The organism is Rummeliibacillus sp. JY-2-4R (assembly GCF_053847205.1).
In genome coordinates this window covers 120,315-141,765 of sequence record NZ_CM132623.1, presented here as the reverse complement: position 1 = coordinate 141,765, position 21,451 = coordinate 120,315, and the positions used below count along the sequence as shown (strand labels likewise).

The 21,451-nt window shown below is 34.5% G+C and carries 23 protein-coding genes; 8 read left to right on the top strand and 15 right to left on the bottom strand.

Translation table 11 applies throughout. From position 1 onward, the window contains the following. Nucleotides 1–656 precede the first annotated feature (656 nt). The gene (locus tag ACWV26_RS00705) at nt 657–1,421 is read left to right on the top strand and encodes a CsxC family protein (RefSeq protein ID WP_455896498.1); all 765 of its coding nucleotides are present in this window, start codon (nt 657–659) and stop codon (nt 1,419–1,421) included. 184 nt (nt 1,422–1,605) lie between these two features. On the opposite strand, the gene bioB is transcribed toward ACWV26_RS00705, so the two are convergent. Further along, nucleotides 1,606–2,604 (bottom strand): biotin synthase BioB, encoded by a 999-nt coding sequence (gene bioB, locus ACWV26_RS00700; RefSeq protein WP_455896497.1) that lies wholly within the window; start codon nt 2,602–2,604, stop codon nt 1,606–1,608. Nucleotide 2,605: 1 nt separating this feature from the next. Then, nucleotides 2,606–3,196: a biotin transporter BioY gene (locus ACWV26_RS00695; protein WP_455896496.1), complete on the bottom strand. Its 591-nt coding sequence runs from the start codon at nt 3,194–3,196 to the stop codon at nt 2,606–2,608. Nucleotides 3,197–3,724: 528 nt separating this feature from the next. Here ACWV26_RS00695 and ACWV26_RS00690 point away from each other — a divergent pair. Further along, on the top strand, nt 3,725–4,198 hold the full coding sequence (locus ACWV26_RS00690) for a hypothetical protein (RefSeq protein WP_455896495.1): 474 nt from the start codon (nt 3,725–3,727) through the stop codon (nt 4,196–4,198). A gap of 398 nt (nt 4,199–4,596) precedes the next feature. Here ACWV26_RS00690 and ACWV26_RS00685 read toward each other — a convergent pair whose 3' ends face one another. After that, nucleotides 4,597–5,211, bottom strand: a complete 615-nt coding sequence (locus ACWV26_RS00685) for a PH domain-containing protein (RefSeq protein WP_455896494.1) — start codon at nt 5,209–5,211, stop codon at nt 4,597–4,599. Between the two features lie 455 nt (nt 5,212–5,666). Between ACWV26_RS00685 and ACWV26_RS00680 the strand changes: the two genes are divergently transcribed. From ACWV26_RS00680 to ACWV26_RS00665, 4 genes are all read left to right on the top strand, one after another. Next, on the top strand, nt 5,667–6,395 hold the full coding sequence (locus ACWV26_RS00680; protein WP_455896493.1) for an amino acid ABC transporter ATP-binding protein: 729 nt from the start codon (nt 5,667–5,669) through the stop codon (nt 6,393–6,395). A 28-nt stretch (nt 6,396–6,423) separates the two neighbouring features. After that, nucleotides 6,424–7,260 (top strand): transporter substrate-binding domain-containing protein, encoded by an 837-nt coding sequence (locus tag ACWV26_RS00675; protein ID WP_455896492.1) that lies wholly within the window; start codon nt 6,424–6,426, stop codon nt 7,258–7,260. 142 nt (nt 7,261–7,402) lie between these two features. Then, on the top strand, nt 7,403–8,056 hold the full coding sequence (locus ACWV26_RS00670) for an amino acid ABC transporter permease (protein WP_455896491.1): 654 nt from the start codon (nt 7,403–7,405) through the stop codon (nt 8,054–8,056). A 14-nt stretch (nt 8,057–8,070) separates the two neighbouring features. After that, nucleotides 8,071–8,721 carry an amino acid ABC transporter permease gene (locus tag ACWV26_RS00665; RefSeq protein WP_455896490.1) on the top strand — a complete coding sequence of 217 codons (651 nt, stop codon included), beginning with the start codon at nt 8,071–8,073 and terminating at the stop codon, nt 8,719–8,721. 101 nt (nt 8,722–8,822) lie between these two features. Here ACWV26_RS00665 and ACWV26_RS00660 read toward each other — a convergent pair whose 3' ends face one another. Further along, on the bottom strand, nt 8,823–9,473 hold the full coding sequence (locus ACWV26_RS00660) for a FusB/FusC family EF-G-binding protein (RefSeq protein ID WP_455896489.1): 651 nt from the start codon (nt 9,471–9,473) through the stop codon (nt 8,823–8,825). Between the two features lie 389 nt (nt 9,474–9,862). Continuing rightward, nucleotides 9,863–10,153: a DUF6509 family protein gene (locus ACWV26_RS00655; RefSeq protein WP_455896488.1), complete on the bottom strand. Its 291-nt coding sequence runs from the start codon at nt 10,151–10,153 to the stop codon at nt 9,863–9,865. 200 nt (nt 10,154–10,353) lie between these two features. Between ACWV26_RS00655 and ACWV26_RS00650 the strand changes: the two genes are divergently transcribed. Beyond that, entirely contained in the window at nt 10,354–11,541 is a 1,188-nt protein-coding gene (locus ACWV26_RS00650) for an alanyl-tRNA editing protein (RefSeq protein WP_455896487.1), read from the top strand. 114 nt (nt 11,542–11,655) lie between these two features. Here ACWV26_RS00650 and ACWV26_RS00645 read toward each other — a convergent pair whose 3' ends face one another. The 10 genes from ACWV26_RS00645 to ACWV26_RS00600 all read right to left on the bottom strand — a co-directional run bounded on the left by ACWV26_RS00645 (nt 11,656) and on the right by ACWV26_RS00600 (nt 20,402). Continuing rightward, nucleotides 11,656–12,978 (bottom strand): hypothetical protein, encoded by a 1,323-nt coding sequence (locus ACWV26_RS00645; RefSeq protein WP_455896486.1) that lies wholly within the window; start codon nt 12,976–12,978, stop codon nt 11,656–11,658. Nucleotides 12,979–13,197: 219 nt separating this feature from the next. Beyond that, nucleotides 13,198–13,866 carry an ankyrin repeat domain-containing protein gene (locus tag ACWV26_RS00640; protein WP_455896485.1) on the bottom strand — a complete coding sequence of 223 codons (669 nt, stop codon included), beginning with the start codon at nt 13,864–13,866 and terminating at the stop codon, nt 13,198–13,200. Between the two features lie 32 nt (nt 13,867–13,898). Next, the gene (locus tag ACWV26_RS00635) at nt 13,899–14,516 is read right to left on the bottom strand and encodes an NAD(P)-dependent oxidoreductase (protein ID WP_455896484.1); all 618 of its coding nucleotides are present in this window, start codon (nt 14,514–14,516) and stop codon (nt 13,899–13,901) included. Between the two features lie 95 nt (nt 14,517–14,611). Next, the gene (locus ACWV26_RS00630) at nt 14,612–15,007 is read right to left on the bottom strand and encodes a Na+/H+ antiporter subunit G (protein WP_455896483.1); all 396 of its coding nucleotides are present in this window, start codon (nt 15,005–15,007) and stop codon (nt 14,612–14,614) included. Then, the gene (locus tag ACWV26_RS00625) at nt 14,985–15,269 is read right to left on the bottom strand and encodes a Na(+)/H(+) antiporter subunit F1 (RefSeq protein ID WP_455896482.1); all 285 of its coding nucleotides are present in this window, start codon (nt 15,267–15,269) and stop codon (nt 14,985–14,987) included. The genes ACWV26_RS00630 and ACWV26_RS00625 overlap by 23 nt, the downstream gene beginning before the upstream one ends. Further along, nucleotides 15,266–15,751 (bottom strand): Na+/H+ antiporter subunit E, encoded by a 486-nt coding sequence (locus tag ACWV26_RS00620; protein ID WP_455896481.1) that lies wholly within the window; start codon nt 15,749–15,751, stop codon nt 15,266–15,268. Before ACWV26_RS00620 ends, ACWV26_RS00625 begins: the two co-directional genes overlap by 4 nt. A gap of 17 nt (nt 15,752–15,768) precedes the next feature. Next, nucleotides 15,769–17,247, bottom strand: a complete 1,479-nt coding sequence (locus tag ACWV26_RS00615) for a Na+/H+ antiporter subunit D (protein WP_455896480.1) — start codon at nt 17,245–17,247, stop codon at nt 15,769–15,771. Beyond that, nucleotides 17,240–17,578, bottom strand: a complete 339-nt coding sequence (locus ACWV26_RS00610) for a Na(+)/H(+) antiporter subunit C (RefSeq protein ID WP_455896479.1) — start codon at nt 17,576–17,578, stop codon at nt 17,240–17,242. The genes ACWV26_RS00615 and ACWV26_RS00610 overlap by 8 nt, the downstream gene beginning before the upstream one ends. Nucleotides 17,579–17,581: 3 nt before the next feature. Continuing rightward, nucleotides 17,582–18,007: a Na(+)/H(+) antiporter subunit B gene (locus ACWV26_RS00605; protein WP_455896478.1), complete on the bottom strand. Its 426-nt coding sequence runs from the start codon at nt 18,005–18,007 to the stop codon at nt 17,582–17,584. Beyond that, nucleotides 17,997–20,402 carry a Na+/H+ antiporter subunit A gene (locus tag ACWV26_RS00600; RefSeq protein ID WP_455898148.1) on the bottom strand — a complete coding sequence of 802 codons (2,406 nt, stop codon included), beginning with the start codon at nt 20,400–20,402 and terminating at the stop codon, nt 17,997–17,999. The genes ACWV26_RS00605 and ACWV26_RS00600 overlap by 11 nt, the downstream gene beginning before the upstream one ends. Nucleotides 20,403–20,744: 342 nt before the next feature. Between ACWV26_RS00600 and ACWV26_RS00595 the strand changes: the two genes are divergently transcribed. Further along, a complete protein-coding gene (locus ACWV26_RS00595; protein WP_455896477.1) occupies nt 20,745–21,404 on the top strand; it encodes a universal stress protein in 660 nt (219 codons plus the stop codon). Nucleotides 21,405–21,451: the final 47 nt, after the last annotated feature.

Here is a 21,451-nt window from a genome sequence, read left to right as displayed (position 1 = left end):
AAAAATGAACAGCGATGTATTATATTCAAACTTTTTGTTTGAATATGATATAGATGCCTATGTTAGTAGATTAGCGCTGTTGTATTTGATAAAAAAACAGTCAGTTGCCAGACAAACAATGTGCTACAAGGACCGAAAAAAGCCAAGAGCAACATAAATAAATATAAGGAAGGAAATCTATTTTTATAGAAGTAAATAAAAATGGATATTCCATGGTTTAACGCGGTTTCAATCTAAGCAACCAAATAGCAATACGGCCGGATTCAGCCATGATGCAAGTATATTTCAAGAAAACGATGATGACATAGAGCACGAGAAAGATGTTTATTGTGAAAACCATCAAGATAAATACTCCCTTATAATATATGAAATAACAAAGGAAAAATTAATGCATTCAGCTTTCAAAACATGAGTTGCAATTTTACTCAATGAAAATTTTTAATGAATAAACTGTGCTAATATCCAATTTTATTTTTGATATTGCTATAAGTAATAGTTAGCTACTCTCTTTAGGCTCTTGAATGATATATAAAATTATTTTAACAATTAATCTTCTACCATTTTAATTGCCTATCCACTAGGGTTTAATCAACATATCTTACTATTGAGTTTAAAAAAGCTCAAAAAAAAAAAAACCAAAGGAGATGTTAGGAAAAATGGATAATCACTGTAATTGTAACAATTGTAGATCAAACAATCAGCAACATTGCGAGATAAGAGCTAAGCAGCAAATCCCACTATTTGATGAGGATGCAAAACCACATAAAGTTCATGATCTTAAGCCAATATTTAAAGTACCGGTTGTGCTTGCAGAAAGAAAACTACAAGTTGTAGTAGAGGCTGATATTCACCTAGACCCAGGGGCAACAGAAATTAAACGTGTAACAAAGAATGTCTTCCTAGAGCAAGTGAAACTCGTTCCTGTAAAATTTGAGCGAATTGATAAAACAGACTTTTTCAAAGTAAAAAAGGCAAAATTATTTGTATCAGGTTTTATTAGAAAAAATATTGAATATTCTTCTAACGAATGTCAAGGTGTATTGCAAGATCGAATCGTTAATGTACCATTTTCTGGATTCGCTGAACTTGATAAAGACGACTTCCTAATTAACCCTATTATCGGTATATCTGATAGCAGTAAATCATATTTCTTAAATGATAAAAATGGTGAAATCCCTCGATTAGATAAAAACTTCTTCGAAAATGATGTAAAATACAATGAGCAACCTTTTGGTGAATTATTAGGGGCTAATTTCTTTGAGCTCGACTTCTCACCAGAAACTGTAAGACCAGGAGGTTCGTTTGAAAGATTACGTGAAAAAATCGTTGTGGATATCTTCTTAAAAGTATTACAAGTTCAACAATTCGAAGTTTGCGGAGGAAGAATTCTGCCTAAATTTGATAGAGGCACAGTAGATTAAACGTTTGAAGTTTTCATCATAATCCACCTACAAAACCCGGACATTATAGAATTATTGTCCGGGTTTTTCATTAATAGTCGATATAGATAGTTACTAGTATATTAATAGATTCCATGAAAATTACCTCAACAATTTACTAATGGATGCTCTTTTATCAATATAATATTAGAAAAAATCTAAATTGTTACATACAAGCTCTTTCTTGTAACGGAGCTAGATCGATTTCAAATCCTAATTCTTCAAGAATTTTCTTATCTTCTTCACCTGGTTGTCCATCAGTTGTTAAGTAGTCTCCAAGGAAAATTGAATTGGCAGGATATAAACTAAATGGTTGTAGAGAACCTAAATTTACTTCCCGGCCACCCGATACTCGAATTTCCTTCGTTGGGTTTATGAAACGGAATAGCGCTAACACCTTAAGACAGTAACGTGGATTTAACTCATGCGTACCTTCAAGAGGTGTTCCGTTAATTGCATTTAAAAAGTTAACTGGAATTGAATCTGCGTCCAAAACATGAAGGCTACGTGCCATATCAATGACATCTTGTTTTGTTTCTTTCATTCCAACGATTACACCTGAGCATGGAGAAATCCCTGCTGCTTTAGCTCTTTCAACAGTTTGCACGCGATCATCATACGTATGGGATGTTGTAATATTGGCATGGTTTCTAGCAGATGTATTGATATTATGATTGTAACGGTCTACACCAGCTTCTTTTAGGCGTTCAGCTTGTTCGGGTTTTAAAATACCAAGACATGCGCAAATTGTCATATCTTTATGCTTTTGTTTTATGGCCTTTACAGAATCAACTACAATATCAATTTCTCGGTTCACGGGACCTCTACCACTTGCAACAATACAATATGTTCCAACATTTAATGACGCTGCTCGATCTGCTCCAGCTATAATTTCTGCCTGTTTCATCATTGGGTATTTTTCAATTGGTGCTTTTGAGACAATAGATTGTGCACAGTAGCCACAGTTTTCTGGACATAAACCTGATTTCGTATTGATAATCATATTTAATTTTACTTTATTTCCATAGTAATGATGGCGAATTTGGTAAGATGCATCAAGGACTTTTAACAAATCGGTATCTGGGCATTCTAAAATTGCTAATGCTTCTTCATCCGTGATTACATATCCATCGATAACATTTTGAGCTAATTTTGAATAATCCATCTTAGTGCGCCACCTTTATAATTTTTTGTAGTCTAAAGCCAAAAATCCCCGCAAACACAGCTAAAATAACATCTTTTGGAAATGGAGGAACCATCCATAACCAAGCCATTTTATAAGTAAAACCTTCAGGTGCTGCTGCCCAAAGCTTGTATGCAAAATACATCCAGTTCGTACCTAATAAATAGTTAATCAATACCCCAACAAGTGCTGCTACTATATACATTGTTTTGGTACGTCGAAATTCTACCATTTTCCCTACTACATATGCTGCTATAATAAAGGTTACAATAAAGCCAAATGTTGGACTTAAAATTGAAGAAAACCCACCACTAAACTTTGCAAATACAGGTGCCCCTACCAAACCAAGTAATGTATAAACCGATAGTGATATAGCACCAAGACGGCTACCTAATACTAGTCCTGCTAAAATAGCAAATAATGGTTGTAGCGTGATTGGTACCCCACCTACTACCAAAAATGGTGCAAAAGATGTAATGTTTGCTCCAATCATCATCAATGTAGCAAACAATCCACAATACACAATTTCTAATGTAGTAAGTTTACTTTTTGTTCCAGAAATATTTGTTGTCATTCGATTCCCACCCCTTGTGTTAACTTATATTAAATATAGGTTAACACATTTGTGTGAAAATGGAACCAAAATTTTAAAAAAGATTAAATATTATAGAAGACGCTTAGAGTATCAAGCTCTAGGCGTTTTATATTTCATATTGTTATGACTGGAGTTTATTATAAATAGAATTTCCGCTCAATTAATCGAATCACGATTATATGATTTCCAATATCTTTAAGAACTTTTTTTGACACTTTTATAGTAACATGTAAATGGAGCATTATTCCCTTACAAACTTATCAACTCTGCTTCACATTTCATATAAAATGCTTCAACATTATTCTTTTCAATACAGGAACTATATAATGTATTTTGTAATAGTTTTTCTAAAAAATATACAAAAGGTGAAAATTTCAGTAGAAAACATATAGTTCAAGTGCAATGTCATTTTCCCTGTTTTATAATGTGATATACCCCGAGCTTAAAAACTCTTACTATTAACGAATAAAATCCTATATTATTTTATAGGTAAAAGAAGGGATTTCAATGTTTAGAAATAAAAAGATTAAAATTCGAGTTTCTGGATGGCCTGCTTTGCTACTAATCATTGCAGTTATATGTATTTTCATTGCTCTTGCCATTTCCGTTCCTTTTTTTGGGTTTTACGGCTTGTTTAATATAATGTCTAAATTCGGCCTTGCCAGTATTGAGATTTTCGAAAATGGATATCACAACTTTTTCTATTTTGGCTGGTTGATAGTATTAATCATTTCAATGATTATTTTACTGGATTTAATCAGTCTTTTTGTCATTGCAAGTTGCAATTTAAAATTGACAGGAAAAATGGATACATTAAGTACTATTATTCAGTTTGCGATTAGTGTTATTATTTTCAAAAAGTGTATTATTGCTGGATTTGACCGTATTGATGTTACCTGGGGTGGATCTGTTATCCTCTTCCTATTACTCTATATAGTCGTCGCAGTTTTTAGTTACGAAAAACCTAAAAAGAAACAATAAGAAATTATAAAGGAAAATCTACTACTATGGTAATAATTCTCATTGTTGTGTCAATATATTTACAAGGCTTGAACATTTATTGAACGCCTACTAATAGTATGATAGAATCCTAAAAGTTCAGTATTTTATTATTAAAATACTGAACTTCGTGTGAGTATAAACCTAATTTTTTTGGCCTTTAGCGAAAGCTAAAGGCCTTTTTTTATGCTGAGGGCGCTCGTCTAGTCCCGAAAATCATTGGAAGACCCGAATCGAAAGCATCTTTTCCGCTTTCGAATGAGGGGCTGAAATGCCTCGAGGGTCTAGCGCCCGAAGCTGGATAAATATAATGTAAAAGGGCGCTCGTTCATAAGAAAAACCTTCGTGATTCTTATTTGTCATCACGAAGGTTTTTACTTTTAGTGATTAATATACAATTCGAAAATGTCACCATAATCTTTCTTTATATATTGCTCTTTGTTTTTTAATACCCAATCATTGGAAAAACGCGTAATTTGTTCGAAAGATTGTGCCGGCGTTACTTCTTCGGATTCGATCTTTCCAATAGATTGCGCTGCATAGCTCAAGCTATTTTGAGCGATTTCAAAGTTTTTCTTATTATGAATCATTTCAACTGAAATCGTGTGTAATGCCTTATATAAATCTTTAATTTCGGTATCAAATTTCTTGTGAATATCAATTGACATCGGTATGTTATCAATCGTGAACTTTATCTCGATATCTAGATCAATTGTTCCTGCTGTTTCTAACATCACATCGGAAATGGTACTATCTTGGTAATCATATCGTTTTAATAGACGTTTTTTGCTGATTGCTGAATCACCGTCTACATGGATTAATGCTTCATTTGTAAAGCAATATTCATCTGACTTTGTTTTAATCAAGAAATACACTACTTCCCCTGCTTCATGTTTCACAAAATCATCGGATTCTGTTTTATCAAACTCTTCTTTTGGCACGACAATCCCAATATCGCTTAATCCAAGCGCATCTGAGGCTAGTTTTTTTAACATTTGACCAACTCCTTCTATTCTTCTCTATTTACGTCTAAACCTTTGATTAAGTTTCAAAAACTCTTTCCATTTTAAACAATTCACAGTTCTATTTTTTCTGATACATAAAAAAGAAAAAACTGTGGATAAAGGGTGAATAATTAATTTTATGCACTTGTTATGAACAGTTTGTGCATAAGTCTTATGTTCAATGTGCATAAAGTATTTTTATTTTATATTATCCACATTAATTTGAAATGGTTATACACAGGCAATAATCCAAAAACATTGAATTAAATCTATCGTTCTTTTTAAAATGAGTAAATTTTATGAATGCCTATTTTTAAACATGGTTCTAATTATATAGCCCTCATACATATGATTCAGAAACAACTATTGTAAATAATATATTTGTATTTGCAACATTATCCACAAATCTCAAACATTCCGTTTTTGTTTGCATAGGAGGATTTATCATGATTGAGTTCAAAGGTGTAAATAAGTATTTTGGAAAATTTCAAGTTTTAAAAGATATTAACCTTACTATAAAAAAAGGTGAAGTTGTAGTGGTCATTGGGCCATCAGGCTCTGGTAAAAGTACACTTCTTCGATGCATGAATCGTTTAGAAACAATTTCTGACGGTTCATTAAGGATTGATGGTATCGAGTTAAATGATAAAAAAACAGATATCAACAATCTTCGGCGTAAAATCGGAATGGTCTTTCAACACTTTTACCTTTATCCACATAAAACCGTATTAGAAAATATAATGTTAGCTCCTGTAAAGGCACTTGGCCAATCGAAGGATGAGGCAAAAAAGACAGCACTAGCCTATTTAGAAAAAGTAGGAATTCCAGATAAAGCAGATGCCTATCCATCACAACTTTCAGGTGGACAACAACAGCGAGTTGCTATTGCAAGGGGACTAGCTATGCATCCTGAAATTATGTTATTTGATGAACCAACATCTGCTCTTGATCCTGAAATGATTGGTGAAGTATTAGATGTTATGAAACATTTAGCAAAAGAAGGCATGACAATGGTTGTTGTTACTCATGAAATGGGCTTCGCAAAGGAAGTAGCGGATCGAATTATTTTTGTCGATAAGGGACAAATTCTTGAGGATGCAAATCCGACTGAGTTTTATAAGGAACCGAAGGAAGAACGTGCAAAGTTATTCCTAAGTCGGATTTTAAATCATTAATAGATAATATAAAAAGGGAGAGAAATGGATGTTGAAAAAGAAAAAGGCATTATTTACAGTTTTGCTTTTCGCAATGATTTCAGTACTTATGCTAGCTGCTTGCGGGACAAAGGAAAAGTCAAACTCTACAAAAAGTGATTCAAGCGGAAGCAGTAAAAATTCTCTAGAAGCAATTAAAGAGAAAGATAAAATCGTATTTGGGGTCAAAAACGATACTCGCTTATTCGGACTAAAAAACCCGAAAACGGGTAACGTTGAAGGTTTTGATATTGATATTGCAAAAGAAATCACAAAGATTGTATTAGGCGATGAATCAAAAGCTGAATTCAAAGAGGTTACATCGAAAACTCGTATTCCTATGCTTCAAAAAGGCGACATTGACGCAATCGTCGCAACAATGACTATTACAGATGAGCGCAAAAAGGAAGTAGACTTTTCAGATGTATATTTTAAGGCAGGTCAAGCATTATTAGTCAAAAAAGGGAGTCCAATTAAAAGTATTGCTGATATCAAAAAAGGGACAAAGGTTCTTGCTGTAAAAGGTTCAACTTCAGCAGTGAATATCCGTGAAAAGGCACCTGATGCAACTGTTTTGGAATTTGAAAACTATGCTGAAGCCTTTACTGCTTTAAAAGCGGGACAAGGGGATACTTTAACAACTGATAACGCTATTCTATACGGCATGGTGGATGAAGATCCAAATTATCAAGTTGTTGGTGACCTCTTCACAGACGAGCCCTATGGAATTGCTGTGAAAAAAGATAGTCCAGAATTAGTTCAAGCAATCAATGATGCTTTAAAGGAACTTCATGACAACGGCAAATATGATGAACTTTACAAAAAGTGGATTAAAACAAGCAACTAATTCCTTTCACAGTTATGAAGTGAGCTTGATGTAATTTTAACGGGCAGTCTCACCTATTCTAATGGATAGAATTAGATATTAGGTAAATACTGTCCGTTTCTTTCTCTATTGCACACTAAATCGTAGTAAGGGGTGATCAATTATGCTGGACTTTTCAATTTTGACAGAGAACTGGGATATGTACATAGAAGGTTTTATCAATACCATTTATATAAGTTTAATTGGGCTAGTAGGTAGTTTTATTTTCGGTACAATCTTAGCTATATTCCGAATCGCCCCATTTAAACCATTAAATTGGATTGGAACAATTTATGTTGAGTTTTTTCGTAACATCCCATTATTGATTATTGCGTTCTTCTTATTCACAGGCCTACCTACAATTGGTATACAATTAGACGGTTTTAAAGCGGGTACGTTAGCACTTATTATTTATACATCTGCTTTCATCGCAGAAGCAGTACGTGCTGGAATATTATCAATTCCAAAAGGCCAAACAGAGGCGGCTAGATCCTCTGGTTTAACATACATTCAAACAATGCGTCTTGTCGTTTTACCACAAGCTATTAAAATCGTCATTCCGCCACTTGGAAACCAATTTATAAATCTCGTTAAAAACTCATCTATCTTAACCATATTAGCAGCGGGAGACTTGATGTATCAAGCTGATTTAATCTCTACACGTACATTCGTTACATTTGATGTGTATATCTTCGTTGCCATATTTTATTTAGTTCTAACTATACCTCTTAGCACCGGTGTTAACTATTTAGAAAAACGCCTAGCAAAGAGTAATTAAAGGAGGGTCTAGTCATGGATTTTGCTGGGGCTTATTCACAAGATCATTTAAAGTTTTTGCTTGATGGTTTTCTTATCACTTTGAAAATAGCGGTTATTTCTATTATTGCAAGTTTTATTATAGCTGCATTGGTTGGTATTATTCGCTATACCAAAATCCCTGTTCTTTCTAAAGTACTAGCACTTATTGTTGAGGTTATTCGAAACTTGCCATTACTGTTAATCATCTTCTTTACTTTCTTCGCACTGCCAGAAATTGGGATCGAGATGAGTATTGAAATGGCAGCTATTATAGCCTTAACTATATTCGAAGCAGCCATGATATCAGAAATTATTCGAAGTGGTTTAAACTCCATTGATAAGGGTCAAATTGAAGCTGGACGTTCATCAGGCTTAACATATATACAAACATTATGGCATATCATTCTGCCACAAGCATTACGAAGAATGATCCCACCGATTGTTAGCCAATTTATCTCACTTTTAAAAGATACATCCCTTGCAGTTGTCATCGCCCTCCCAGAATTAATGCACAATGCTCAAGTAATTAACGCACAAAATGTAAACTTTATTATTCCCATTTTCTTATTAGCTGCATTGATGTACTGGGTTGTTAACTTTGCTTTATCCATTGTTGCAAGGAAATTAGAGTTGAAAATTTCATAATTTTAGTTCAAAGACAAAAAATAGCTCATGAAAAACATTTTGTTTATTCATGAGCTTTTTCTCTTATACTAATCTATTTCAATCATTATTATCAATCATACTTATTGAGTTACACGCTCAAAAAAATCACTGACTCTCATGTGATCAGTAACATTCCGATTACAACTTTGCCCATCGGTACAAATATAATTACTGTGCTTTGTAAAGGTATCCATCGTTTTCCCTTTTTTGGTTGTTGTAAAGAGGCTAACATTTGAATGATGGTTACATACTGCACAAATCCCTTTAATTGAATTTGCATCGATTTGGCCTTTTATCGATTTTAGTTTGCCCTGTTGCTCGAATACAACATATTTTCTATGGGTACTAATATCATCCCACGTGAGATAACACGTATGTTGTAGGTCAATACTTTCTAAATTAGGCAATTTTAATTTCTTTTCCTTTTTGAAAAGATTTTTTAAATTACTTTCAGTTACTTCTTTGAAGGGAATAACATAAGGTTTCAAGCTTTCTAAATATAAATCACCTTGCACATGATCTGTAATACTGTATAATTGTGAAATTATATCCAATTGATCATCGGAAGGCTGGATATTTTGTTCAATTTCTGTTTCCGCTAATCCTTTAACAGCAAGTATCACATTACGATCTTTCGTTGTAGTAAAGGCATTTATAATTTTATTCATTTGTTGTTCGATAAGGTGATAGTTTGCTACTGATAAAAACGGTTGAATTGTTTGTCTTTCCATTTGAAATCACTCCAATTATTTAGGCTGGTAATTCAGGTTATGCCTAAAGAAATGATCCAAGTTTTAGCTTTATAAAAAATAGATTTAGACAAGCATTTTTTAAAAACTTTAATGGAGTATTCTTAGGCACCAAAGTTTTTTGCTCTAGAGTATGCATTATTAAATAATGCGCCCATTTCGATTCCTCCTTGTAAGAGAATTATTTTTATACTAGCATCAAACTTAATTTTTGTGAATATTTAGGAGGATTTTGCAGCCATCTTCTTTTTTGTTGTGTATAAGCATTCGTTTCTCTAAGTTTTGACTAAGTAAAAAAGACATCCAGGAGTCCTTTAAATTAGCATTCCCGAATGTCCTATTCCTATTAAAAGCATTTTACAAGCGTATAGTTATTCCCCTGTAGCGATATGTTCTTTGCAAAAAGATAAAATCAGTTCTTCTTCATCCTCTTCTAATGCAAAATCTAATAACTTTTCTTCTGCTTTTGAAGTAATAAAATAATTAGCCAAAGAAATCTCATCTTCCTTTTTAGCTACGATTGCTCGAATTTCAAGACCGCCCTCTGTATAAAGTTCGTCCTCTTCATCTACTTCGATATCCAATAGAAATTCGAAGCGTTCTCCTTCAATAATGTTGGTTGGATCTAAAATTTCCTCCATTGTATATGCTAAAATATCCAAAAAAAATCGCTCCTTTTGTATCTTTCATTATTTTATAATATAGGAAAATGGCAATTAGTAAAGTTTTATGGTAATGCTATAAATGGATACTATTAATTTATTTGCAAAAGAAAAGCACATTAAACACTTTTTAATGATTTTCTTATCAAGACCTAATTCAACAATCCTAAAAAGCGTAACTACTAAGGAGTGAAGTAAAAATGCAGGAACTTTTCTATTATCAAGATGTTATGATGAAAGAATTTGATGCGACAATTCTAAAACAAGAGGTAGATCATGACGGCCGAAAATTTATTGTTTTAGATAATACAGCCTTTTATCCAACCGGTGGAGGGCAACCTTATGATACAGGAACATTAAATGATGTAGAAATAATCGACGTGGAGAAAGTTGATGGTGAAATTCGACATTATGTAACTGGGTTTTTACCAAATGCTACAAAAGTACATGGTGTACTAGATTGGCAACGGCGCTTCGATCATATGCAACAACATGCTGGTCAGCATATTTTAACTGCTGCATTTGTAGAGTTGTTCAATTACCCAACAGTGAGCTTCCATCTGGGGACTGAAACAGTAACAATCGATATTGATGCAGCAAAACTTTCCGATGAGGAACTGGCTGATGCAGAGAAAAGAGCGAACGACATTATTTTAGAAAATCGCCCAATCGAAACAAAATGGGTCGCAGAAGAAGAGCTTGCGAATTATTCACTCCGAAAAGCTGTCTCTGTTACGGGAGAGATTCGCCTTGTAATCATTCCAGATTATGATTACAACGGGTGTGGAGGTACTCATCCTACTTCAACTGGACAAGTTCAAGGCATTAAAATTCTTGGGACTGAAAAACAAAAAAAGAAAACACGTGTGCATTTTGTATGTGGAGGTCGTGTTCTTCACGAATTACACTGGCGCAAAAAGGAATTATCTGAAACAGCACGTCTCGCAAATGTTCCTGAAGAAGATACAGCACAAGCTGTGACAAAACTTTTAAATACACAAAAGGCACTTGAAAAAGCTTTAGCTGATGCAAAAAACGAATTATTAACCTTTGAAGCAAAAGAATTGTTACAGAAAACAGGTGACCATCTTATTAGTAACACCTATACTTCTCGCTCTGTACAAGAGATACAACAATTAGCGCGTGCTATTGTTTCAGAGAATGAAAAAAGCACTGCATTATTCGTATCGGAACAAGCAGATAAATTACAATTTGTTGCTGCAAAAGGAACTGCCGCGCAAGTAGGAAGCATGAAGGAAATCGCAAACACTATTTTACCAGTAATACATGGTAAAGGTGGCGGGAATGATACCTTTGTCCAAGGTGGTGGCGAAGCAACAATTTCTGCTGAACAACTGCTTGAACAGATGACGAAAGTATTAATGTAAAAGTGAAAAAGCGTGTTTTGAAATTATTATCAAAACACGCCTTTTTATTTGAATATTCTCCTCTACTTTTCCCTCTAAAGTAACTAATTGCAACGATTCAATCTATTCTGAATATCATGCGAACCAATCGCTAGCAGAGAAAATCATAGAGGGTTGAAGTGCTATTTTTTCGACAAAGGCATTCCAATCCTCAATCATCGTATTAAAATGGAAGACATCTGGTTTTCCTGCAGGATAAGTAATGGATTCTGCATTATCATAAAACTCGTCCCAATCATTTTGCTCTTGATAACGTTCAAGTGGACTGCCAGCCTCCACCTTTTTCCGAAATTCAGTGAATGCATCTGATATCACCTCTAAAAAAACCGTTTCAATGTGCTCTTCTCTTACACATCTTCTCATAATCTTCGCCCAATGCAGAACAACAGTCTCATCTAATTTGCCGTATTTTTCATTAGAACGGGTATAAGGATAGTATTTTGACTCTTCTTGGCGTTTATTGATATCTTCGATTTTATAAGTAGTAAACGATTGATAAACTTTACTTAACTTATCTTTTAATCCTTTAGATAATTCCCTTTTACTTAACAAGACTTCTAATTTCATCCCTAAAAACCCGAGTTCTACGCCTAATTGTTCTTCACTAATCGCTGTAGACTTTTGGTTGATTAAATATCGATGAGCTGATTGATAGAAAGCACCAGCAGCAGCTAAGTCTTGTGCAGAATATACATTCTTGGGAAGAATAATACATTGTGAATAGACACTTGATACAACTAAGCGTAAGATATCCCCCATAAAATAGGAATCTCTTTCAAGCCATTCATCCCTTTTTCCTTTAACATTAGCATAATCAGGATAGATACTTATAAATTGCTCATACTGTTGTATTTTACGGTGATATAGTTCTGCAATTGACTTACGCATTACCTCTTTTTCACCTGTGATTTCATTTCGTTCAAAAAAAGTGCCAACTGTATCAACATATGCATTTGAAAGGCGTTCAAAGCCTCGACCTAAAATATCATGTAATTTTCTAAGCTGTTGTTCTCTTTCTTCACCTTCAAAGTCCCGATTTATACGGGCTTTATAGGTACTATATTCTGATGCTAAAAAATTAATATGTTCCCCTATAGCAGATATTCGCTCAAATGATACGCCACCTCTTGCACTAACATTAAATTCAACCATCTTCCAGAATATTTCTTTGGGCAATCCATTTGTCTCAATCTCTTCCTTTGATAACGCCTGTACTTTCATTCTCTTATCAGCTGAAAAGTGTTGATGCATTCTCTTTTTGGCATCTTGTTTATATTGCTCCTTTATGGCTTCAATTTTTTCAAGATTTAATAAATTCTGGTTGTTTTTTTGGCCATTTTGAGTATCATGCGTTTCAAACGACACAGTTGGTAAAGGCCAATTCTCTTGTTCCCTCATGTCCTATCAAAGGACCCCCTTTTGTAAAATTCCAGTCCAAACCTTATATAAAAGTAATTATTTAGATTCTATCATAATTTCTATAGGTAACTAGAGAATTTTTTCACCATTTCTTTAGTTTATGAACATTTCTTATCGTTTTTTCGCTTTTTCAGCTTTTTGAAACTTTTTTAGACTATAAAAACAAAACTCACCTATTAAAGGGTGAGCTTCGCAAAATTAGTATACATATTTCTTTAATAATGCTTCGATTTCTTTATATCCAAGTTTTTCGGCATGCTCAACTGGTGTAACTCCATCTTTGTCAGCAATGTTCGGATTTGCTTTGTTCTGTAATAATAATTTCACGCATTCTTGATACTTTTTGCTGCCATCTCCCAAGATGATTGCTTCAAGCAATGCTGTCCAACCTAAATTATTAATATGATTTACATCTATTTGAGTCTCATCTAATAACCATTGCAACACTTTGACATTGCCATGTTCTGCTGCTGGTATTAAGGCCGTGTTTCCATTACGATCGATAATCGTTGGGTCAACTCCAGCTTTTGTAGTTAATTGTAAAATTTCTAAATAACCTTCTGCTGCAGCATATAAAAATGGATTATTCTGCATATCATCCTGAATGTTGACATCAGCACCTGTCTCAATAAGGATTCTTGCGATATCTAAATCATTGTTATATGTAGCAATCATGAGTGGCGTTCTTCCACGTTCGTTTTGTTGATCTAAATCTGCGCCGCCACTTATTGACATTTTCACTGCAGGTAAATTTTGTTGGTGAACAGCATTTATTAATGTCATTTTACCGTTTTTGTTTTTGGAGTATTTCACTAAAGCAAAACCTAAAGATAGAGCAACCATTAAAGCTTTATGACTTTTTTTCATGTTATCCTCATTCCCCATCTGCTTTCCATCATTTAGTAGGCAATCCCTACCCTAATACGCAAAAACTGCTGTTTAAAACATTCATGATATGCAAATTCAGCAGTATCTCCTACTGATATTTTCTCCCCATTAAGAGGTAGTTTATTAATTTCTACGCGATACTCTCCAGTTGCTGCGCCATCCGGTAAGTAGGTTGGACAAATAATCGTCCAATCTAAATTGGATTGCACAAGCATTTTATACACTTTTGCATGTTCTTCTGCTGCAAATGTTAACCTTTGTTTTGATTCATTGGACTGAAAACGTAATTTTCCAGGTTCCATACGACTATCTAAAATTCCTGCAGTGCCTATAGTGACGATTCTTTTTATATGATGTTTCTTCATTGAGGAAATAATATGTGGAATCCCTTCAGATAAAGTGGTGGTACGATCAGTTCCTAGTGCACATAGACATGCGTCTGCTCCAATCATTGTCTTTTCAATATCTTCTTTTTTAAAAACATTACCTTGTTGAATTGTTAAATGGTTTTGCAATTTTAATTTTTGGGGTGTTCGAACAAGTGCAAAAACATCATGACCATCTTGTAATGCCAAGCGGACAATTTCGCTACCAACTCTACCTGTTGCACCGAAAACAGCGAGCTTCATATAGCATTTCCCCTTCCACCTTTTTTCTAATCATTATTGTAACATCCTCTAATCAATCACAAAATATTTTTCCAAAAAAGATTAATAAAGCCATCCTATCCAGCTTGTTCTGGATAAGATGACTTATTTTCTTCTACTTCTCCAGAAAACAACACAGGGTGTAGTGCATTTTCGCCAGATTGATTTGATAGCTTTACGCCTGAGCGAAATGCAGCTCTACAGATAAGATGCCCTGCAACTGGTGCAGTTAAAAAGACAAAGAGAATGCCTAGTAAAATCCGGATACTAAAGAATCCATCATGTGCCCAAAAGTATAAAAACGCTCCGAGCAATGACAACATTACTGCTAATGTGGAGCTTTTCGTTGCTGCATGTGAACGAGTATAGACATCAGGTAACCGAATGATACCAAAGGCACTTACAACACTCATTAAACTACCTATAAATATCATTATTACTCCTGTCCACTCAAGAATTGGATTTGCGTTCAATAATCTTCCCCCTTTCTAAATACTTTGAATAGGCAATGGTACCAATAAATGATAGGATTCCTAATATTAAAATTACTTCTAAAAAAGCCTTTGTCTCCAACAAAATGGAAATAATTGCGATCATGGATAATAGATTGACACCTATCATATCAAGTCCTACTACACGATCAGGCATAGAAGGACCTCGTATAATTCGAAAAAGTGCAACTGCAATTGTTATAGAAAATAAAACTAATGATACGATTAATATCTTTTCAGTCATTTTCGCGTCACCTCCATAATTACTTTTTCGAAGTTTCCAATTGAACGCAGCACATCCTCCTTAGACTTTTCAATGTCCATTGCATGAATATAAAACACTTTACCATTTGGCGAAACCTCCATTACGACAGAACCCGGTGTCAATGTTAATAAAATGGCAAGCGTTGTAACTTCACCTTCACTTTGCAATGCCGTCTCATATGCAAAAATCCCTGGTGTTATCTTAAGCTTTGGACTGCAAATTTGCCGTAAAACAAGCACGCTTGATAGGATCAATTCCCAAATAAAAATGGAAAATAACTTCACTACGGAGAATATTCTCTTTAAATAAAATTGCATACCAAAAAATCGATGCATAGCATATAAAATCCCGACTCCAATTAAAAATCCTGTGAAAAATGTTGTAAAATACGCTTCATTTTCATCTTTCAGAAGCATCCAAAGTACAGCGATAAATAGATTCAATAAAAACTGTGCTGGCACTATAAGCCTCCTCCCAGTTATTTCTCTAATACGGCTTGTATATAAATTTCTGGATTACTCAATGTCATTGCGGCATCTTCTACAAAGTTAGAAATTCCCTCTGTTCCAATTCCTAAGGAAATAGTGCAACTTGCTAGTAAAATGATTGGTACTAATTGACCTTTAGGTAGCGGTTTTTCATCACCAATCCTAACTGATGTTTCTCCAAATACGGCTTGTAAAAAAACCCGTAACAAGGAATAGAGCACAACCACACTTGAGAAAAAGGCAATCGCTAGTAAAATATAAGATTTTGTTTCAATAAGCCCTTGCCCAATAAGAATTTTGCCAACAAATCCGCTTAAAGGTGGGAATCCAGCAAGAGCTAACATAACCACAAAAAACAGCCAACCGAATAACGGGTAATGTCTGATCATCCCACTTATTCGATCAAACTTCCCTTTCCCTGTTAAAGAAATCATTGTACCTACAACCAGGAAGAGCATTGCTTTTGCAATCATGTCGTGCATTAAATAATAGATTGAACCTTGCAAGGAAGCCTCTGTTGCTGCTCCAAGTCCCATTAGAACAAAGCCAACACCAATGACAACATTGTATGCAACAATTTGGCGTAAATCCTTATAGGCAATCGCGCCAAGGCATCCCGCTAATACTGTAACAACAGCCATACTTTCAATTAATACATGAGTTACTTCAGGTTGATGATAAAAGACCAAAGTGAAAATTCGAATAAGAGCATAAATCCCGACTTTTGTTAATAATGCACCAAATAGTGCAGCTACTGCCGTTGGAGGGGCACTATAAGAACCAGGCAACCAGAAAAATAGTAACAACCCTGCTTTTAATGCAAAAACAAGCAAAAATAATAGAGCAATGGTTGTAAGAAGAGAATCTTGCCCTACTTGCGCAACCCGGACAGATAGATGAGCCATATTAAGAGTACCTAAAGCTCCATATAAATAAGCGAGAGCTACAAGGAAAAACCAGGAAGCGAGTACATTGATCAGTACGTATTTTAAGGATTCTCTAAGTTGAACTTTATCTCCCCCAAGTGTGATTAATGCATATGAAGCGAGTAACATTACTTCAAAACAAACGAAAAGATTGAAAATGTCCCCTGTTAAAAACGAACCATTCACTCCTGAAACTAATAACAAGTAAAATGGGTAAAAGTACATTTTCTCATGCTGATCACCAATTGATGAAAAAGCATAAAATAAACAAATCATTGCCACTGTATTCCCAACTAATATAAGCAAAACTGCAAAAGAATCTGCAACAAATGAAATGCCATACGGGGGTAACCATCCCCCTAAATCTACACGCATAATGCCAGTTGTTTGAATTTTTTGTAGCAAGACAATGCTTATCACAATCAAAGCTACCATCGTTAACAAACTGAGAACTCTTTGTAATTGAATATGTTTTCTAAAAAACACCAGGACGATGCCCATCATGATGGGCAAAACCAATGGCATCACGATTAAATTATTCATATTCTTGCCCCCTCAAACTTTCAAAGTCATCCGCTTTGTTTGTTTGATAAATTCTAAAGGCAAGAACTAAAACAAAAGCAGTTACAGCAAAGCTAATAACAATAGCAGTTAATATTAATGCTTGCGGAAGCGCATCCGTATAAGGTCCAATTGCTTCCTTTAAAAGAGGCACATTTCCTTTTTTCAAACCTGCCATAGTTAGGATCAATAGATGTACCGCATGCGATAAAACAGCTGTTCCTACTATCACTCGAATCATATTCCTTGAAAGAATTAAGTAAGTAGCGATTGATACAAGCAAACCACTTAACAAAATAATAAATGTCTCCAAATGCTACTCACCTCCTTCACTAATACTTAAAATTATTGTGACAACAACGCCAACCACTGTCATTGCTACACCTGCTTCAAATAATACAACGCTTGCTAATTCCTTTTCGCCAATCAACGGAAAATATACTGTTACTGCTGTTTGCGTCAAAAAGTCCACTCCAAACAAAACAGATGCAAAGCCTGTACCTGTTGCAAGCATTACACCAATTGCAGCTATCATCTTAAAATCAATCGGCATACCTTGATGAACTGTCTCTATATCAAAGACTAGATAAAGTAATACAATAGCAGAAGCTAACACCAAACCTCCGATAAATCCACCTCCTGGTGAATAATGTCCGGAGAAGAAGAGATATACTGCCATCGTTAAAATGATAAATACAACGATTTTTGTAACAGTTTTTAAAATGACCTCGTTAACCTTCAAAATCAGTCCCCCTTTTTTTCACCTTAAACTTGATTAATGTGTATACATTAAGTCCAGCGATAAAGAGGACTACCACTTCTAGCATTGTATCGAACCCACGGAAATCTCCTAAAATAGTGTTTACAATATTAGCTCCACCTGCTAATTCGTAAGCATTCTCGAAGTATATAGAAATCCTTTCAAATTGATCATAATCGAGTACTGTAAGCGAAATAACAACAACTATCATTCCAATCGCAAGTGAAATAATAGCATTGGAAACTTTAGTAATCTTCGAAGTTTTTTCTTTCCTCCATTCTGGTAAATAGTAAAAGCATAGTAAAAATAAAGCGGTTGTCACAGTCTCAACAACAAGTTGTGTTAATGCTAAGTCTGGAGCTCTGAATAACACAAAAAAGATCGTCACACCAAATCCTAATACGCCGTTTAAAATAATAGCGGTAATGCGTGATTTTACTACGAGCATAGATACAGCTGCCGCACACATTACCACTAGTAAAACTAACTCATACCAAGCTACCTGCGCATTATGGTCAAGGCTAAAATGAAATACATCATTAGCGAAAAAAAAGCCACCAATTGAGAGGATAAAGAAACTATAAATATAAATCGTATAATGACGTAGTGAACCTGTCATATAACTAGTTGTCAATTTATATCCAATATGTTCAGATCCCGATAGCGTTTTCATGTAAAGTTCATTTAATGACCAACCAGATGGAAATAACCGATAGACGTCTTTCCAATTTTCAAGTAACCGATAAAGTATAATTCCAATAAACAACACAGCCACTGTCATCAACAACTCCCCATTTAATCCATGCCAAGCATGTATTTCAGGAGATAATATTTCTGGTTTTGCAAGGTTCGGATAAATGCTAGTCATTGCTGGCTTCAAAATATATTGTCCCAATAAGTTTGGAAAGAAAAAAACACCAACCACAATCATGCAAAGAATAAATGGAGCTACAAGCATTGAAAAAGGCGCTTCATGGACAGAGCGGTCTACTTTTTGTATAAAAGCTTTTCCTAAGAAAGCTTTGAAAATAATAATCATGCAATAGATAAACGTAAACACACTTGCTATCCAAGCGATAATTGGGAATAAAATTCCTACATAATGTATAGAAAATAGCTCCAAGTCTTTTATTTGAAGAGCTGCTGCAAAAAACATTTCTTTGCTCAAGAAACCGTTAAATGGAGGCATACCTGCCATCGATAAACTACCTATTACTGCAATCGAAAATGTGAAAGGCATAATAGACATTAAACCACTTAAACGGCGAATATCTCTTGTTCCTACTTCATGATCTATAATGCCGACCATCATGAAAAGTGCCCCTTTGAAAGTCGAATGGTTGACTAAATGAAACAATGCGGCAAATGTAGCTTGTGTGTAGATAACTGTATCTTCTCCATAATCTAATTCATACGCAACAGATCCCATCCCAAATAAACTTATGATTAATCCGAGTTGACTTACCGTTGAAAATGCGAGTAATGCTTTTAAATCTGTTTGCTTCACCGCATTAAAAGACCCCCATATAAGCGTGATAAAGCCGACGATTGTCAAAAGCCAAAACCATAACATATTGCCTCCGAAGATTGGTGATAAACGTGCAACAAGGTAAATTCCCGCTTTCACCATAGTTGCCGAGTGCAAATACGCACTAACAGGGGTTGGCGCTTCCATTGCATCTGGCAACCATATATGAAATGGAAACTGCGCAGATTTTGTAAATGCACCTAAAAGGATTAATAGCATTGCTGAGGTAAATAATGGGTGATTAGATAGACTGTTCAAGTTATGAATGATTTCATGCACACTATAAGACCCCGTCATTATATGCAACATGATAAAACCTACTAACATTGATACTCCACCAAATACAGTAATGAGCATTGATTTTTGTGCACCCGCTCTGGATGCTTTTCTGTGATGCCAATAAGCGATTAATAAAAACGAGGAAACACTTGTTAATTCCCAAAATACGTAAAGCACCATCAGGTTATCTGAAAATACAACACCTAACATTGCGCCCATAAAGAGAAGTAAATAACAGTAAAATTGATGAAGAGTTTCTTTAGTAGATAAATAAAATATAGAGTATAAAATAACCAAACTACCTATACCTGATATCAATAGACCAAAAATCATGCTAAGGCCGTCTAAATACGTTGTAAAATTAATATCTAAAGACGGAATCCATCGATAAGTATGGGTATAAGTATGTCCTGTCGCTATGCTTGGAATAAGCCTGACTAGCATAGTGAATACAACGAGTGGGACCATTAAAGCTAACCAGCCAATATGTATTTTATTAAGCCGCTTATACATTATCGGCACTATAATTGCCATAGCGAATGGCAGTAAGATTGCTAAATTAATTGTCAATAGTGTCAAAAACCTTCCTCCTTTACGTAAATGTTTAATTGGTATTTTTTATAAATTATGGTACTTGACTTACTGTTAAAGTGCCATCATAATAAGGAGCCAAATAGAAATAAATGAAAAATGGGGATTATAAATTGTGGATTTTTTTCTAATCAATAACAGTATTAATCTAGTAATGTACTAATAATATAATTAAATTTAAAATTTAGAAAATTTAATTATCTAATAAAATTATACATGATTATCTCTACAATCCTATTTTTAAGTGCCTAAAAACTTATATTTTCTTATCAATCTATAAAAAATAGTCATAAAATTGTTGAAAAGAAGGTGGAATAGAGCGTGAAACATTTACACGGTCGTATGGATGAAAGGATTTTGGTATGTGTATATTATGGTCCGAATGGAGAGCGATTGATAAACAGGGGACATAAAATTGCAAAAATGCTTGATTGCCCACTTTATATTCTTACCGTAGATTCGCTTCCATACGCGGAGCTGGACGCTGAAAAGTTAGAATACATCGAACGTTGGAAAGAGCTTTGTGAAGAATATAATGTCGAGGAATTTATCATTCGAGATCGTGAGAATAAACCAATTCAACATGTTATTGCAGAGGTTGCTAATCACCTTAATATTACACAAGTAATTATCGGCCAAACCGCACAAAGTCGTTGGGAAGAAATCACTAAAGGTTCTTTTATGAACTTACTCTTAAAAGAACTCCCTTTTGTGGATATGCATGTTGTTTCTGTTGAACGCTTTGTCCAAAACAAAGATACAATTTATGAAAAAGGCGTAAGGGCTTATTTAGTACAGGAAGCTAAGGACTACAAGGTCTCTTTCACTTGTCCTAAGGAATTTTATCATTCAGGCATTTTCTTCAAAGAAATTGGAACAGATTTTGATAATGGTATTTTCAAATTTATGCACAAAAATAAAATGCACGAAGTACAGATTTCTGATAATGTCGTTACAAAACCATCAGAACTACCTGAATGAAGAATGCATGCCATACAAAAAGGCTGTTCAAGAGAATCATATACCTC

Bases quoted from the DNA above. Each gene is read 5' to 3' on its own strand.
- ACWV26_RS00625 (WP_455896482.1), bottom strand. From the start codon at position 15,269: ATGACTGAAAAGATATTAATCGTATCATTAGTTTTATTTTCTATAACA.
- ACWV26_RS00645 (WP_455896486.1), bottom strand. From the start codon at position 12,978: ATGAGGGAACAAGAGAATTGGCCTTTACCAACTGTGTCGTTTGAAACG.
- ACWV26_RS00705 (WP_455896498.1), top strand. From the start codon at position 657: ATGGATAATCACTGTAATTGTAACAATTGTAGATCAAACAATCAGCAA.
- ACWV26_RS00670 (WP_455896491.1), top strand. From the start codon at position 7,403: ATGCTGGACTTTTCAATTTTGACAGAGAACTGGGATATGTACATAGAA.
- bioB (WP_455896497.1), bottom strand. From the start codon at position 2,604: ATGGATTATTCAAAATTAGCTCAAAATGTTATCGATGGATATGTAATC.
- ACWV26_RS00685 (WP_455896494.1), bottom strand. From the start codon at position 5,211: ATGTTAAAAAAACTAGCCTCAGATGCGCTTGGATTAAGCGATATTGGG.
- ACWV26_RS00675 (WP_455896492.1), top strand. From the start codon at position 6,424: ATGTTGAAAAAGAAAAAGGCATTATTTACAGTTTTGCTTTTCGCAATG.
- ACWV26_RS00680 (WP_455896493.1), top strand. From the start codon at position 5,667: ATGATTGAGTTCAAAGGTGTAAATAAGTATTTTGGAAAATTTCAAGTT.
- ACWV26_RS00695 (WP_455896496.1), bottom strand. From the start codon at position 3,196: ATGACAACAAATATTTCTGGAACAAAAAGTAAACTTACTACATTAGAA.
- ACWV26_RS00640 (WP_455896485.1), bottom strand. From the start codon at position 13,866: ATGAAAAAAAGTCATAAAGCTTTAATGGTTGCTCTATCTTTAGGTTTT.
- ACWV26_RS00635 (WP_455896484.1), bottom strand. From the start codon at position 14,516: ATGAAGCTCGCTGTTTTCGGTGCAACAGGTAGAGTTGGTAGCGAAATT.
- ACWV26_RS00650 (WP_455896487.1), top strand. From the start codon at position 10,354: ATGCAGGAACTTTTCTATTATCAAGATGTTATGATGAAAGAATTTGAT.
- ACWV26_RS00665 (WP_455896490.1), top strand. From the start codon at position 8,071: ATGGATTTTGCTGGGGCTTATTCACAAGATCATTTAAAGTTTTTGCTT.
- ACWV26_RS00660 (WP_455896489.1), bottom strand. From the start codon at position 9,473: ATGGAAAGACAAACAATTCAACCGTTTTTATCAGTAGCAAACTATCAC.
- ACWV26_RS00615 (WP_455896480.1), bottom strand. From the start codon at position 17,247: ATGAATAATTTAATCGTGATGCCATTGGTTTTGCCCATCATGATGGGC.
- ACWV26_RS00690 (WP_455896495.1), top strand. From the start codon at position 3,725: ATGTTTAGAAATAAAAAGATTAAAATTCGAGTTTCTGGATGGCCTGCT.